Origin of the sequence: Ewingella americana, from assembly GCF_006438725.1 — a bacterium.
Taxonomy (GTDB): Bacteria; Pseudomonadota; Gammaproteobacteria; order Enterobacterales; family Enterobacteriaceae; genus Ewingella; species Ewingella americana_A.
The window spans coordinates 163,709-178,296 of record NZ_RCZD01000009.1 but is presented as its reverse complement, the minus strand read 5'-3'; the positions used below and the strand labels follow the sequence as shown (position 1 = coordinate 178,296).

The 14,588-nt window shown below is 49.9% G+C and carries 13 protein-coding genes; 5 read left to right on the top strand and 8 right to left on the bottom strand.

Annotated elements, in window-relative coordinates; genetic code table 11:
* Positions 1–77: 77 nt before the first annotated feature.
* A complete protein-coding gene (nadE, locus tag EAH77_RS17090; protein WP_140474015.1) occupies positions 78–908 on the bottom strand; it encodes an ammonia-dependent NAD(+) synthetase in 831 nt (276 codons plus the stop codon).
* A 489-nt stretch (positions 909–1,397) separates the two neighbouring features.
* Between nadE and EAH77_RS17085 the strand changes: the two genes are divergently transcribed.
* The gene (locus EAH77_RS17085; protein WP_140474014.1) at positions 1,398–2,162 is read left to right on the top strand and encodes a DUF481 domain-containing protein; all 765 of its coding nucleotides are present in this window, start codon (positions 1,398–1,400) and stop codon (positions 2,160–2,162) included.
* Positions 2,163–2,284: 122 nt separating this feature from the next.
* Here EAH77_RS17085 and EAH77_RS17080 read toward each other — a convergent pair whose 3' ends face one another.
* Positions 2,285–3,559, bottom strand: coding sequence for a YeaH/YhbH family protein (locus EAH77_RS17080; protein ID WP_140474013.1), 1,275 nt, complete (start codon positions 3,557–3,559; stop codon positions 2,285–2,287).
* Between the two features lie 34 nt (positions 3,560–3,593).
* Positions 3,594–5,528 carry a protein kinase YeaG gene (yeaG, locus tag EAH77_RS17075; protein ID WP_140474012.1) on the bottom strand — a complete coding sequence of 645 codons (1,935 nt, stop codon included), beginning with the start codon at positions 5,526–5,528 and terminating at the stop codon, positions 3,594–3,596.
* A 546-nt stretch (positions 5,529–6,074) separates the two neighbouring features.
* Between yeaG and EAH77_RS17070 the strand changes: the two genes are divergently transcribed.
* A complete protein-coding gene (locus tag EAH77_RS17070; RefSeq protein ID WP_140474011.1) occupies positions 6,075–6,824 on the top strand; it encodes a MipA/OmpV family protein in 750 nt (249 codons plus the stop codon).
* A gap of 98 nt (positions 6,825–6,922) precedes the next feature.
* Here the strand turns inward: EAH77_RS17070 and EAH77_RS17065 are convergent, their stop codons facing one another.
* Positions 6,923–7,789: a D-hexose-6-phosphate mutarotase gene (locus EAH77_RS17065; RefSeq protein ID WP_140474010.1), complete on the bottom strand. Its 867-nt coding sequence runs from the start codon at positions 7,787–7,789 to the stop codon at positions 6,923–6,925.
* A 138-nt stretch (positions 7,790–7,927) separates the two neighbouring features.
* On the bottom strand, positions 7,928–8,926 hold the full coding sequence (gapA, locus tag EAH77_RS17060) for a glyceraldehyde-3-phosphate dehydrogenase (RefSeq protein WP_161985819.1): 999 nt from the start codon (positions 8,924–8,926) through the stop codon (positions 7,928–7,930).
* Between the two features lie 348 nt (positions 8,927–9,274).
* Between gapA and msrB the strand changes: the two genes are divergently transcribed.
* Positions 9,275–9,688: a peptide-methionine (R)-S-oxide reductase MsrB gene (msrB, locus tag EAH77_RS17055; RefSeq protein ID WP_140474008.1), complete on the top strand. Its 414-nt coding sequence runs from the start codon at positions 9,275–9,277 to the stop codon at positions 9,686–9,688.
* A 92-nt stretch (positions 9,689–9,780) separates the two neighbouring features.
* Positions 9,781–10,053, top strand: a complete 273-nt coding sequence (locus tag EAH77_RS17050) for a YeaC family protein (protein WP_140474007.1) — start codon at positions 9,781–9,783, stop codon at positions 10,051–10,053.
* Positions 10,054–10,125: 72 nt separating this feature from the next.
* Here the strand turns inward: EAH77_RS17050 and pncA are convergent, their stop codons facing one another.
* From pncA to sppA, 3 genes are all read right to left on the bottom strand, one after another.
* Positions 10,126–10,752, bottom strand: a complete 627-nt coding sequence (gene pncA / locus EAH77_RS17045; protein ID WP_140474006.1) for a bifunctional nicotinamidase/pyrazinamidase — start codon at positions 10,750–10,752, stop codon at positions 10,126–10,128.
* 10 nt (positions 10,753–10,762) lie between these two features.
* Positions 10,763–11,773 carry an asparaginase gene (gene ansA / locus EAH77_RS17040; protein ID WP_140474005.1) on the bottom strand — a complete coding sequence of 337 codons (1,011 nt, stop codon included), beginning with the start codon at positions 11,771–11,773 and terminating at the stop codon, positions 10,763–10,765.
* Between the two features lie 130 nt (positions 11,774–11,903).
* Positions 11,904–13,757: a signal peptide peptidase SppA gene (gene sppA, locus EAH77_RS17035; RefSeq protein WP_140474004.1), complete on the bottom strand. Its 1,854-nt coding sequence runs from the start codon at positions 13,755–13,757 to the stop codon at positions 11,904–11,906.
* 213 nt (positions 13,758–13,970) lie between these two features.
* On the opposite strand from sppA, the gene EAH77_RS17030 reads away from it, so the two are divergent.
* Positions 13,971–14,522, top strand: coding sequence for an NAD(P)H nitroreductase (locus EAH77_RS17030; RefSeq protein ID WP_140474003.1), 552 nt, complete (start codon positions 13,971–13,973; stop codon positions 14,520–14,522).
* Positions 14,523–14,588 lie beyond the last annotated feature (66 nt).

Genomic DNA, 14,588 nt, shown 5'->3' with positions numbered 1-14,588 from the left:
AATGTTAGAGATAAAATGATTAATAAACAACGGACCCACCAGGGCGCCCGTTGTTTTTATCGGGTTAACTCAGGGCGTTATTTTTTCTTCCAGAAGTCGTCAAACACGGTAATTGGCGGCTGACGCTTATGTTCAGTGCGGGTGTACCAGCCCTCGATAATAGCCGCGGACGTATCGTCAACTTTTTTGCCTTCAAGATAATCGTCGATCACCTCGTAGGTCACGCCCAGCGCCACTTCATCTGGTAGTGAAGGGCGGTCCTCTTCCAGATCGGCAGTCGGCACTTTGGTGTACAAATGAGCCGGGCAACCAAGGTAATGAAGAAGCGCTTTCCCCTGACGTTTATTCAGACGAAATAGCGGATTGATATCAGTGCCGCCGTCACCGTATTTGGTGAAGAATCCGGTCACGGCTTCTGCTGCATGGTCAGTGCCAACCACCACCCCTTTGCGCATTCCGGCGATGCTGTACTGTGCTTTCATGCGTTCGCGTGCTTTTTCATTGCCCTTGATAAAGTCGCTTAATTCCATGCCAATCGCGCGCAGAGTGGCTTCACTGGCCAGCACGGCATCTTTGATATTCACGGTAAGAACTTGATCGGGTTTGATAAAGTTGATGGCGTCAAGGCAGTCTGACTCATCTGCCTGCACGCCATAGGGCAAACGCACCGCGATGAACTGATAACTGTCGTCTGCGGTTTGTGCACGCAATTCACTAATTGCCGTTTGGCAAAGTTTACCGGTGAGAGTAGAATCCTGCCCGCCGCTGATGCCCAGTACCAAAGATTTGATAAAGGGATGGGCCAGCAGATAATTTTTAAGAAAGTCGACGCTAACGCGCACTTCTTGTGCAGTATCGATGTGCGGTTTAACGTGCAGAGCCTGAATAATCTCTTGTTGTAAAGCCATGACCACTCCTCCTGAAGGCAGCCTGCGAGGAACTCGCGGCGCAATAAGATGTTATCAACTGGTCTAAAGCTAACTCGCCCCGGTCAAAAGGACAAGATACCGCGTAGGGTTCGGCCGAAATCTGCTCAGTGAAGGGCGCAGACATTTGCCACGGTCCCTTTTAGGCGAGTGAATAAATCATCATTCAGGGCTGAATTTAAAGAACAGGGAAATAAAGTGTAATGATTTTGGTTGTTTCCATGTCAGGAGATAACTGTCACTCGGAACTGTCTAAAAGATCCCGTTAAAAAAGGATATCAGCCTCAAGGTGCTGTATATTCGTACGAGTTTTTCGATGTTTGAATAAGTCCGTGCGTCATCGAAGGGAGTTGCCAGGCTTGGTTAAGGGAACTTAATGAATGGCAGAGTTATTTCGATGAGTGCTGTTTTTTTGAGTAAAGCGCTAACGTTATGGCGTGTTATTTGCCTTAAGTCTATTGGGGAAGCAAAATGTTTTTTCAGGTTGTACGTCGTTTACCCGCTTATGCCGTAGTTTGCGGTGCAGCGTTGTTCAGTATCTCAAGCCTTGCAGACACCACCATTTTTACGTCGCTGGATGATCCTTCCACGGCTAAAAAACCCTTTGATGGTAACATCCAGGCCGGTTACACCGCGCAGACGGGTAACACAAGTAACTCATCACTGAGTGCAGATACCACCATGACATGGTTTAACACCAATACTGCCAACAGTATCTGGGGTTCTGCGCGTAACACCTCGTCATCAGGTGTGCGCTCATCTGAAAAATATCAGGCCGGTGCCCGTAGCCGTTATAATTTGGACGATAGCAACTACGTATTTGGTCAGGGCAGTTGGCTCAGTGACCGCTACAACGGCTATCGCGCGCGTGATGTCGGTGCGGTGGGTTATGGTCGCCAGATCTGGAACGGTCCGGTTCATACCCTCAACCTTGAAGCGGGTCCTGGTGTTCGTCATGATGAATTCGAGCAGGGTGGTCATAATACCCGGGCTCTGGCTTATGGCTCTGGTGTTTACGGATATAAAATCAGTGATACGGCTCAGTTTACGCAAGCCTTCTCCGTGTTAGCGAATGATGAAACCACCTACAACTCAGAGACTGCGCTGAAAGTGGCTATCAACAAGAGCTTCTCGCTGAAACTGGCTTATGACGTGACCTATAACACCCAGCCGCCAGCCAGTGCGCCGGATAAAACCGATACGGTGACCTCAATAAACCTGGTTTACGGTTTGTAATTTTGTCGCACGTGCGGTGTTAAGCACATTAAATAAAAAGAAAGCCAGTGGATTGCTCCATTGGCTTTTTTATTGTCTTAAAATTGGCGCGTGGAAAATAACCACCGTACTGGATATAAGAATCAATTATCTGCAGTTTGCTTATGAAAAAGTTCCCGGAATACCGGGTAGATATCTTCCGGTTCACGTATATGCTGCATGGCGAAATTACCAAATTTCTCCTGCAATACTTCATATTCGCGCCACAGTGTCTGGTGAGCGCGACGGGTTATCTCGATATAGCTGTAGTAGCGCACCATCGGTAACAGTTTTTGTGCGAGTATCTGATGACACAGCGGGGAGTCATCTGCCCAGTTATCGCCATCGGATGCTTGTGCAGCGTAGATATTCCACTGCGCCGGATCATAACGTTCCTGGATGACCTCATCCATCAGCTTCAAGGCGCTTGAAACGATGGTCCCACCAGTTTCCTGTGAGTAGAAAAACTCCTGTTCATCCACTTCTTTCGCTTGTGTATGGTGACGGATGTAGACCACGTCCACGTTTTTATACGTCCTGCTCAGGAACAGATAGAGCAGGATATAGAAACGCTTGGCCATATCCTTGGTTGCCTGATCCATGGAGCCAGAGACGTCCATAAGGCAGAACATCACCGCCTGGCTGGAAGGCTCAGGGCGACGTTCATAGTTTTTGTAGCGTAAATCAAAGGTATCGATAAACGGTGTTTTGGCTATTTTCTGCCGCAACTCGGCAATTTCTTTGCGTAGCCGTTCCTCTTCCAATAGCTGCGCCGGTTCGCTGTTCTCCACTTCACTCAGTGTGGACTCCAGCGCGCGCAGTTCCCGTTTTTTCCCTGCGGTCATCGCCGTGCGGCGGGCGAGGGAGTTTTGTAGTGAGCGGACAACACTGATATTGGCCGGGACACCGTTAGAGGTGTAACCGGAGCGATGCGTTTTGTATTCGGTCAGTTGCCTGAACTGATTTTTTTGCAGGTTAGGCAGCGCCAAATCCTCGAACAACAGGTCAAGATATTCATCTTTGGAGATCTGGAAGGAAAACTCGTCCTCGCCTTCGCCATCTTTACTGGCATCACCCTGACCACTCCCGCCGCCACCGCCGCCGGGGGGCCTCTCGATACGGTCGTTTTGCACGAAATGATCATTGCCGGGATGAACGCGGTGACGCAATCCCCCCCGGCCCTGATGGAACATAGGTTCGTTGATATCTTCGATGGGGATCGAAACAGACTCCCCACTGTCTACGTCGGTAACCGAACGCTTGTTGATGGCCTCGGCAATCGACTGTTTGATTTGCGACTTATAGCGGCGCAAAAAGCGCTGGCGGTTAACCGCGCTTTTATTCTTGCCATTCAGTCGTCGGTCAATAAAGTACGTCATATTTCCCCCAAACGACGTTGCCATCGATCCTCTGTTATGAGGATTTTCTTACGCGCAGATACCATTCACACAGCAGACGAACCTGTTTGCGTGTATATCCTTTCTCCATCATTCTGTCGACAAAGTCATCGTGTTTCTTCTGCTCATCGGTCGACGTTTTGGCGTTGAACGAGATAACTGGCAGTAATTCCTCGGTATTTGAGAACATTTTTTTCTCAATCACCGTGCGCAGTTTTTCGTAACTGGTCCAGTTCGGATTGCGCCCGCTGTTTTGCGCACGGGCGCGCAGCACAAAGTTCACGATCTCGTTGCGGAAGTCTTTTGGATTACTGATCCCAGCCGGTTTTTCAATTTTCTCCAGCTCGGCATTTAGCGCTTCCCGGTCAAACAACTGGCCGGTATCCGGGTCACGGTATTCCTGATCCTGGATCCAGAAGTCAGCGTAGGTAACATAACGGTCGAAAATATTCTGTCCGTACTCTGAGTAAGACTCCAGGTAGGCGGTCTGGATCTCTTTACCGATAAACTCGGCGTATTTTGGGATCAGATAGCCTTTCAGGTGTTCAAGGTATTTCTCTGCGATGTCCTGCGGGAACTGCTCACGCTCAATTTGCTGTTCGAGGACATAGAAAAGATGAACAGGGTTAGCGGCCACTTCTGCATGGTCAAAGTTAAATACCCGTGACAGAATTTTGAAGGCAAAACGGGTCGACAGACCATTCATTCCTTCATCTACCCCGGCATAGTCACGATACTCCTGATATGACTTGGCTTTCGGGTCCGTGTCTTTGAGGCTTTCACCGTCGTACACCCGCATTTTGGAATAACTGCTGGAGTTTTCCGGCACTTTCAGTCGCGACAGAATGGAAAAGCGGGCCAGTGTTTCCAGCGTTCCCGGCGCACAGGGGGCATGCACCAGCTCACTGTTGCTGAGTAACTTGTCGTAGATCTTCATCTCTTCCGACACGCGCAGGCAGTAAGGCACTTTAACGATATAAACACGGTCCAGGAAAGCTTCGTTATTCTTGTTGTTACGGAACGTCACCCACTCGGATTCGTTGGAGTGCGCAAGAATAATGCCGTTGAACGGCAGGGCGGAGATCCCTTCAGTACCGTTATAGTTACCTTCCTGCGTGGCAGTTAGCAGCGGATGCAGCACTTTAATTGGCGCTTTGAACATCTCGACGAACTCCATCACACCCTGGTTAGCGCGGCACAGAGCACCGGAATAACCGTAAGCATCAGGGTCGTTTTGCGCATGGTTTTCCAGTTTACGGATATCCACTTTACCGACCAGCGCGGAGATGTCCTGATTGTTCTCATCGCCGGGTTCAGTCTTAGCGATAGCAATTTGCTCAAGGATAGAGGGCCAGACTTTGATGACTTTAAATTTAGTGATATCCCCGCCAAACTCGTGCAGGCGTTTTGCTGCCCACGGGGACATGATGGTGCCGAGATAACGGGTAGGGATGTTGTACTCTTTTTCAAGAATAGTGGCATCTTCCTGTGGGTTAAACAGGCACAGAGGATGATCATTAACCGGACTGCGGTCGCCATTCGCGCTCAGAATGTAGATAGGAACACGCTGCATTAAGGCTTTCAGGCGTTCAGCCAGCGAGGATTTACCGCCGCCCACCGGGCCGAGTAAATAAAGGATCTGTTTCTTTTCTTCCAGCCCTTGCGCTGCGTGTTTCAGGTAGGAAACTATCTGCTCGATAGCATCTTCCATACCATAAAACTCTTCAAACGCAGGATAACGGGCGACAACCCGATTAGAGAATAAACGCGACAGGCGAGATTCAAGTGCGGTATCTACCATCACTGGTTCACCGATGGCCATCAGCAGACGTTCCGCAGCGTTAACATAAGCACTGCGATCTTGCTTGGCAATGGTAAGAAATTCCTGAAGTGTGAACTCTTCGTCCTTGGCAGCTTCATAGCGCTGGCGATAATGGTCAAATATGTTCATACGATGCCCGTCCTTCGTTAATTTACCCCTTGTTATTGGCGGTGTTGCCGGATAGCCGCAGCGCCAACGACGTTGGGTATAGCACAGGTAAATGAGAGCGTTAGGAATCGTTCTGCTCCCGGAAGAAAGCTCCCCATCTGAGTACAGCAACCCTTATGCCAACTTGCAGAAACCCATCGTTCGGGGTGACAGACCGCGAAAAATATAAACTGTCTGCAATCCCCGGGGCGGGAAGCGCCTCAGGTGGAGTCTTTCGTCTATTAATAAGCGTAGTTTGGCATTACAAAAATTTCCTCTACCTCCCTCCCATTTTTTAAGACATATCAATGACTCACTTAAGGGAATTCTACTTTGAACCCTTACAGGACGTGGTCTGAGAGGGTAATGAAATTCTTTTAGTCATTTTTATTTCATACTTTGCATATAAATTATGCGATCGTCTTGGTTTTCTGAGCAAAATAGTTCGACCGAACTGTAAATGCTAAGCGCAGTCATTAGTCTTCGCTTACACTATTGGCGGTTATTACAATAAGGGATCTATTAACAATGAAAGTTTCGCATTTCAGAACACTGTCCATCGCAGCGACTGCCATCATGTTCAGCCATGCAGCAACGGCTGGTACCTGGGCGCTGGGTGCATCTGCACTCGTTGGCACGACCCCGTACAAAGGGTATGACACCAAAGTTTACCCGGTACCGATTATCAGCTATGAAGGCGATGATTTTTATTTTCATACTCTGACTGCAGGGTACTACCTGTGGAAGGATGACAAAAATAAACTCAGCCTGACGGCAACCTATATTCCATTTGGTTTTGATACTGACGACACCGATGATTCACAGATGAAGCGTCTGGATAAGCGTCGCGGCACCCTGATGGGCGGTCTGGCCTATTCTCATAATGAAGAGTGGGGCACCATCCGCACAACCTTCAACGGTGACGTTCTTAACAATAGCAACGGTTTGGTTGCTGATGTGGCGTATCTGTATGCATTCCATCAGGATAATTGGGCGTTGATCCCTGGGGTGGGCGTATCCTGGAACAGCAGTAACCAGAATAAGTACTACTACGGTATCAACGGCAATGAATCCCGTCGCAGTGGCCTGAGCAGCTATTCGCCTAACGACAGCTTCAGCCCCTATGTTGAGCTTTCCGCTAAGTATGACTTTAACAGCCAGTGGCAAGGTTTCTTCACCGGTCGTTATATTCGTTTAGCTGATGAAGTGAAAGACAGCCCGATGGTTGATAAATCTTACACCGGAATCTTGTGGACGGGTGTGACGTACAGCTTCTAACTCTCTCGCGCTGCATCATGGTGCGTGAATTGTAATAAAATGGGGCATTGCGCCCCATTTGCACATCTGTGGTGCGGTCGTCGTTTGACGGCGGCTTTTTAACGCTGACTTATGGTCACAGCAAGTTTTGCCGGTGCTGACGGCGTGCTTTTTTGTGGCGCGCTCACGGCAGCAGTTTCGACACATACCATCGTTTTGTAACTGTCATCAGCCATATCTTTCATGCTGACAGAAAGCTCTGCGCCCGGGTTCCACGCTACCACATCGCTGTTATGCTGATGTTTGATAACCAGCGTGCGGTTCAATGCAGAATCGACAATCAGACTGGTTGCCTCTGCCTGAGTATAAATACGGTCAGTCTGGCCGCTGAAGGTTAAATCACCTTGCTGCTGCGCCGTTTTCCCGCCATCGACTTTATCGATAAAACGTGTGCCAAGACCTGACACTTTCACCTTGTTGATATCACCGATATTGAAATAGGTGTGCAGTGCGGTGGTAGCTTCGAAATCACCCGCTGCTTCCAGTTCAATATGACACTCTTTACCCAGACGGAAACGCGCCGTCAGCGTGAAGTCGTGCGGCCACATTGCCCGGGTTTCTGCATTTGCTTTCAGCGTTAACAGAAGTTCGACACCGTTTTCATCTTCCTGATGAGACGTCAGTTCCCATGGCAAGTTGCGAGCAAAACCGTGCGACGGTTTTCCTGCCGGGCCAAACCATGGCCAACAGATAGGAACACCGCCACGGATAGCAACGCCAGATTTGAACGCAGACTCGCTGCTCAGCCACAGTACAGGCTCTTCACCCGTAGGCTGGTAAGCCAGAAGATGTGCACCCTGCAGGGTTATCGCGGCACGGACTTTAGGATGGGTGATAACCAGAACAGGTAATTCATCAATCTGACGCTGGCTGATAGCCGAGGTGATTTGTTCTAAGACGGGTAGGGTATAGAGTGTTGTAGTCATAAGGTAGGTCCTGTGATTTTATTAAAAATCCAGACCGGTGATGAACAGCTGCTTCACTGACTTTTGGTGCTTGCTGTGGGGCAGAAAGCAAAAGGGCGACTTAGCGTCGCCCTTCAATCAGTTCATCACATCGGCCAATTATTTGGAGACGTGTGAAATCAGGTCCAGAACTTTGTTTGAGTAGCCAGTTTCGTTATCGTACCAGGCAACCAGTTTCACAAAGTTGTCGTTCAGCGCGATACCAGCTTTAGCATCGAACACAGAAGTCAGTTTTTCACCGTTGAAATCGGTAGAAACAACGTCGTCTTCGGTGTAGCCCAGAACGCCTTTCAGTTCGCCTTCAGAAGCTGCTTTTTTGATTACTGCGCAGATTTCTTTGTAAGACGCGCCTTTTTCCAGACGTGCAGTCAGGTCAACGACAGAAACGTTAGGAGTAGGAACGCGGAACGCCATACCAGTCAGTTTGCCGTTCAGAGCAGGGATAACTTTACCTACTGCTTTAGCTGCACCGGTAGAAGAAGGGATGATGTTCTGAGATGCGCCGCGGCCGCCGCGCCAGTCTTTGTGAGACGGGCCATCAACAGTTTTCTGAGTAGCGGTAGTTGCGTGAACTGTGGTCATCAGGGCTTCAACGATACCGAAGTTGTCGTTGATAACTTTAGCCAGTGGTGCCAGGCAGTTGGTGGTGCAAGAAGCGTTAGAAACGATTTCCTGACCTGCATATTCTTTATGGTTTACACCCATAACGAACATAGGGGTGTCATCTTTAGATGGACCAGTCAGAACCACTTTCTTAGCGCCTGCAGTGATGTGCTTACGTGCAGTTGCATCATCCAGGAACAGACCTGTTGCTTCAGCAACAACGTCAACGTTAACTTCATTCCATTTCAGGTTAGCTGGATCACGCTCAGCGGTAACGCGGATGGTTTTGCCATTAACAACCAGATGACCGTCTTTAACTTCAACGGTACCGTTGAAACGGCCATGTGTTGAGTCGTACTTCAGCATGTATGCCATGTATTCAGCGTCTAACAGATCGTTGATTGCTACGATCTCGATGTCAGAACGTTCTTGAGCAGCACGGAAAACAATGCGGCCGATACGGCCAAAACCGTTGATACCTACTTTGATAGTCATATATTCCACCAGCTATTTTTTAGTGAATAAAAGGTTGGTTGTAAAATTACAAAAACCTTGCTGAGCGTCAAGCGGAATCGTGTCAATTCTTGCTGTAAGTCAAAGCGCAGACTCACTTTTGCTCGGATATTGCACATTCCGTTTTTTAATCGGCTTTTACTTACATGGGGACGAATTGCCGAATATAAAGTGCATGAAGAATGATTATGTGATCGCCGTCACATAGCAACTTTCACTTAACGCCGATGGCATACAGTTTAAGTCAAAACAGGCAGACTCGTTGTTAATTTTTTGTTATTATTAACTGTTATTTTAGTTGATTTTCCTATCTGGCAGAGAATGACAACCATGGCCAATGAATCCAAAGAACCAACATCTTCAGTGCAACTGACTGAAATTCAAAAATATGTTACTCAAGAGCGCGGAACTGAACGCCCGTACAGCGGTAAACTGCTGCACAACAAACGTGACGGCATCTACCACTGCCTGGTCTGCAACTCGCCGCTGTTTTACTCCGATACCAAGTTTGATTCCGGGTGTGGCTGGCCAAGTTTCTACCAACCGGTCAACCATGACTCAATAAAGTATCTGACTGATAACACACACAATATGGAAAGAGTTGAGATCCGTTGCTCAAACTGCGATGCGCACCTCGGCCATGTCTTCCCTGATGGCCCGGAGCCAACCGGTGACCGTTATTGTGTGAACTCCGCCTCAATGAGTTTCATCGACGGCGAGAGCGGAGATAAGACCGAAGGTTAACAGGTAAGCGGTGGTGTAATTTAAACGACAAAATCGATTCAGCCATTATTCACTCTTCGATGAATAATCAGCCGACATAACGAGAGCTGCGAATGGAAATTAATGAGTTGGTCGGCGTCATGACGCCGGAGATTTATCAGCGTCTGGCCCTGGCTGTGGAGTTGGGTAAGTGGCCTGACGGGGTGGCCCTGACGCCGGAGCAAAAAGACAACAGTTTACAAATGGTGATGTTGTATCAGGTGCGTCACAACACCGATGCGCAGCATATGAGTATTGGCACGGACGGGCAAATCGTCACCAAGAGTAAGCAGGAACTGAAACAACAGTTTGCTCAGGAAACATTGATCCGTCTGAAACCTGAATAAAAACGCGATTCTAATCGCAAAAAAGGGCGCTCATCAGAGGCGCCCTTGTTGTTTCGTATGGCTCTGAAAAAATCATCCTAACTCAGACAGCCTGATACACTGTGCACCAGCCTGTTGCATCTGCTCAAGGGCGTGTTGGCTATCTTGCGGATTCAGATTCACCCCACGACAGCCTTCCTCCAGCAGTGCCACCTGATACCCCAGTTCCAGCGCATCGAGTACGGTAAACTTCACGCAGTAATCTGTCGCCAGCCCCATCACCACCAGACGCACGACCTGCAGGTCGCGCAGCCAGTGATGCAAAGTCGTTGCAGCGCGGTGGCCGTTATCAAAGAACGCGCTGTAACTGTCGATGTGGCTGTTCTGACCCTTGCGCACCACATAGTCGATGGCATGGCTTTCAAGCTGCGGGTGAAATTGAGCCCCCGGTTGTTCCTGAACGCAATGCACCGGCCACCAAACCTGCGGTAAACCGTCCAGCTCACCGGCGGTCCAGGGCTCTGCATTTGTATTTACTGCGAAACTGCCGTGGTTGTGCGGATGCCAGTCTTGTGAAGCCGCCACGCTCATCCCTTGCGCCTTGCACACAGCGATAGCCTGATTAGCAACGTTAATCACCGCGTCGCCATCCTGTACGGCCAACGCACCGCCGTGGCAGAAATCATTTTGCAAATCGACCAACAATAACGCGGTTTTCATCAGACTTTCCTTATTCGGTCAGTTCGCCGCGCAGGTTTTGCTGCATCAGCGTGCGTATTTCTTCCGGTGCCAAGGGCTGGCTAAGCAGGTAATGCAGTTTAGTCAGTGCGGCTTCCACGGTCATGTCAAACCCGCTGATCACACCAGCATGCGCCAGCGCGTTACCGGTAGCATAACCGCCCATATTGACCCGCCCCGAAATACACTGTGTCAGATTGACCACTACGATGCCGCGTCCGGAGGCATCTTTCAGCACTTTCAGCAGGTCACCTTTTTGCGGAGCATTGCCTACGCCATAAGAGCGCAGGATCAGTGCCTTAACAGGCTGCATCAGAAAGTTTTGTACCACTTCAGCAGAAATTCCTGGGTAAATGGTTACCACGCCAATCGGCTGCGGGGTGATGTTATGCACTTTAAGCGGGCCTGCCACCACAGGCAGTGAAGGCGTGGACAGCCTGCGAATATGGATACCCGCTTCCAGCAGGGGAGCAAGATTTGGCGAGGCGAACGCGTCGAAACCATCGGCATGGGCTTTCGTACTGCGGTTGCCGCGATACAAGCGGTTATTGAAGAACAGGGTGACTTCATTGACCGGATGGTTGGCCGCAATATACAGCGCATTCAGCAGGTTGATTTGGCCGTCAGAACGCAGTGCTTCAAGCGGTATTTGTGACCCTGTCACAATAACCGGTTTGCCGAGGTTCTCCAGCATGAAAGAGAGTGCTGAGGAAGTGAACGCCATGGTGTCTGTGCCGTGCAGAATGACGAAACCGTCGTACTGATCATAATGCGCCATGATGTCATCGGCGATGTGCTGCCAGTCTTCCGGCGTCATATCGGAGGAGTCCATTAGCGGGGCATATTCCTGAATAGTGAATTCAGGCATTTCAGGACGATGGAATTCAGGCATTAACGCCAGTTGGCGTTGCAGGTGGCCGGATACCGGAATGTAACCATTTTCAGAGCGTTGCATACCAATGGTGCCGCCGGTGTAAGCAACATAAATAGATTTTTTAGTCATCGAAGATGTTCTTTTTTAGAAAGGTGAAAACCACTGCAATAAGTATAAGGGCAGCCATTGATATAAAAAAGCCCGGCAGTCTCTTGTTAAAGAGACGCCGGGCTTTGAACCCACATAAACAGAGGGTTCGTTACTTCACGTCACCACAGGTCAGGCACAGGGCATAACGGTTTTGCGGATCGTTCATATTATTGAACAGGTCAGCCTGTGATTTCAGTTCCAAAGCCATATTGCTCACCGGCGCAGGCAGATAGGCCTGAATGGCGGCGGGGAGCATGGCATGTACTGATGCATTAACTTGTGAGAACAGCAGGTCTGTCAGGCTGGGTTCGCTGACATACCAGTTCAAGTGCCACTTCGGCAGTTTTGCCAGTTCAGCGGCTTTTTTCACGGCGTCATCGAAATCACCAAGCTGATCCACCAGCCCGTTGTTTTTGGCATCACTGCCTATCCACACGTGGCCCTGAGCTATTTCATCGATCTGCTCTGGGGTTTTGTTACGCGCTTTGGCGACCAGACCGATAAAGGTTTTATAACCGTTCTCGATGTTCATCTGCATCATCTGCGAGAACTCCGGCGGCAGAGCTTTGGTTGAGGCAATGTCAGCCAGCGGTGATGTTGCTACGCCATCAGTATGCACTCCGGCATAATCCAGCGTGTTTTGATAGGTATTGATCACGCCGAAGATGCCGATAGAACCCGTCAGTGTACTCGGGCTGGCGATGATGTAATTCGCCGGTGTGGAGATCCAGTAACCGCCGGATGCCGCCATACCGCCCATTGAGACTACCACCGGTTTTCCGGCTGCGCGGGCTGCAGCCAGTTCAGAACGAATCACCTCAGAGGCACTGACGCTGCCGCCAGGGCTGTTGACTCGTAATATAATCGCTTTGACTTTCGGGTCCAAACGGGCATCGCGAATTTGCTGCGCGGTGGTGTCACCGCCGACGGCACCCGGTTGTTCTTCACCGTCGTTGATCGCGCCATTGGCGAAGATCACCGCAATCTGCGGGTCGTTATTGTCCGCTTCCGGCTTCGGCGAATAGTCGTAAATACTGGTGAAGTTGAAGTCTTTGGCTTTCTTGTTCCAGCCGAAGGCTTTTACCATCGCACTCTCGGCTTCATTGCGTGACGCCAGGGTATCGACCAGTTTGCTGTCCAGCGCGTACTGTGCCATGTCACCACCGGTTTTTTGCATACCGGCCAGAACGCCTGCAGCGCCGGGGAACAGCTGCTCAGGGGTGATCTGACGGTTAGCGGACACCGTATTGAGGTAATTACTCCACAGTGCGCCAATCCAGCGGTTGTCAGCATCGCGGGCCGCAGGGGACATATCATCACGGATCAATGGCTCGACCGCAGACTTATAGGTGCCGACGCGGAAGATATTGGTGGTGACTTTCAGTTTATCGAGCAGCGATTTGTAATAAAGATTATTGGTCGCGAAACCGTGTAGATCGACTGCGCCCTGTGGCGACAGGTAAATCTTATTGGCATAGCTGGCCAGATAATATTGAGACTGATTGTAGCTGTCATCAATGGCGTAAATCGGTTTGCCAGCATCGCGGAACTCACGCAGTGTTTTACCGATGTACTGCAACGACGCCTGATCTGCGCCGGTGAAATCGCTCAACTGCAACACGATGCCGGTGATGTTTTTGTCATCTTTGGCCTGACGAACAGTATCGACCAGATCAAACAGCGAGTTTTCCTGCAAACGGTTACTGGACGTTCCCAGCAGTTCGCGACCCCACTGACGCACTTTATTATTAACGGAGGGCTTATCAACCACCGTACCTTTAATATCGACCAGTAGCGCACCTTTGGTTGTGTCGACCGGTTTGTCCTGGAATGAAAAATAGATGCCGACACCGACCAGAATGATCAGGATCAGGAAGACGTTGAGAATAAACTCTCTGACGAAATTAAGAAGACGCCAGGTCCACTTAAAAAAACCGGCGATAATTCGCCACAATGTGCGCATGGTCTCTCCAACAAGAGGGGAAAAGTATCGCTATCCTAATGACCTGCCCGGAAAATGTCAGCTTTAAATCATGTCAGAATTTACCAACGATGCAGTAATGAAGCCTTACGTTGGTACAATTGTGCCAGCATCTCAGGTTGGCAATACAGCGCGCGCCTATGTTAACGTGAGGTAAATGCCTATCATTATCAGATGATTTTAAAGGAGAGATCTATGGATGCCCTGGACTTATTACTCAACCGCCGTTCTGCTTCCCGCCTGGCTGCGCCTGCGCCGTCTGGTGAAGTACTGCAAAACATCATCAATGCCGGTATGCGCGCACCCGATCACGGTGCCTTACAGCCGTGGCGTTTTGTGATTGCTGAAAATGACGGTCTGGTGCGTTTCAGCGAATTACTGCGGGCTGCAGCCATCAAAGATGGCGCTGATGAGAAGGCCATCGAGAAAGCCACGCAAGCTCCGCTGCGCGCGCCGCAAATCATCACTATTATTGCCGCCTGCAAAGAGAGCCCGAAAGTGCCGCAGTGGGAACAGCTGTTGTCCGCCGGTTGTGCGGTGCAGGCCATGCAAATGGCGGCGCTGGCGCAAGGCTTTAACGGTATCTGGCGCACCGGGGCCTGGACCGATCACGCCGATGTGCGTCAGGCCTTTAAATGTGGTCCGAATGATAAAATCGTCGGTTTCCTCTATCTGGGGACGCCGCAATTGAAATCCAGCACGCAGATTATTCCTGCTGACAGCAGCGCTTTCGTGAGCTATTTCTAGTGCTGTGAACGCGTAGAAATTCACCGGTCTATCGGGGAGAAATCCGATAAACCGGGTTTTTGCTGA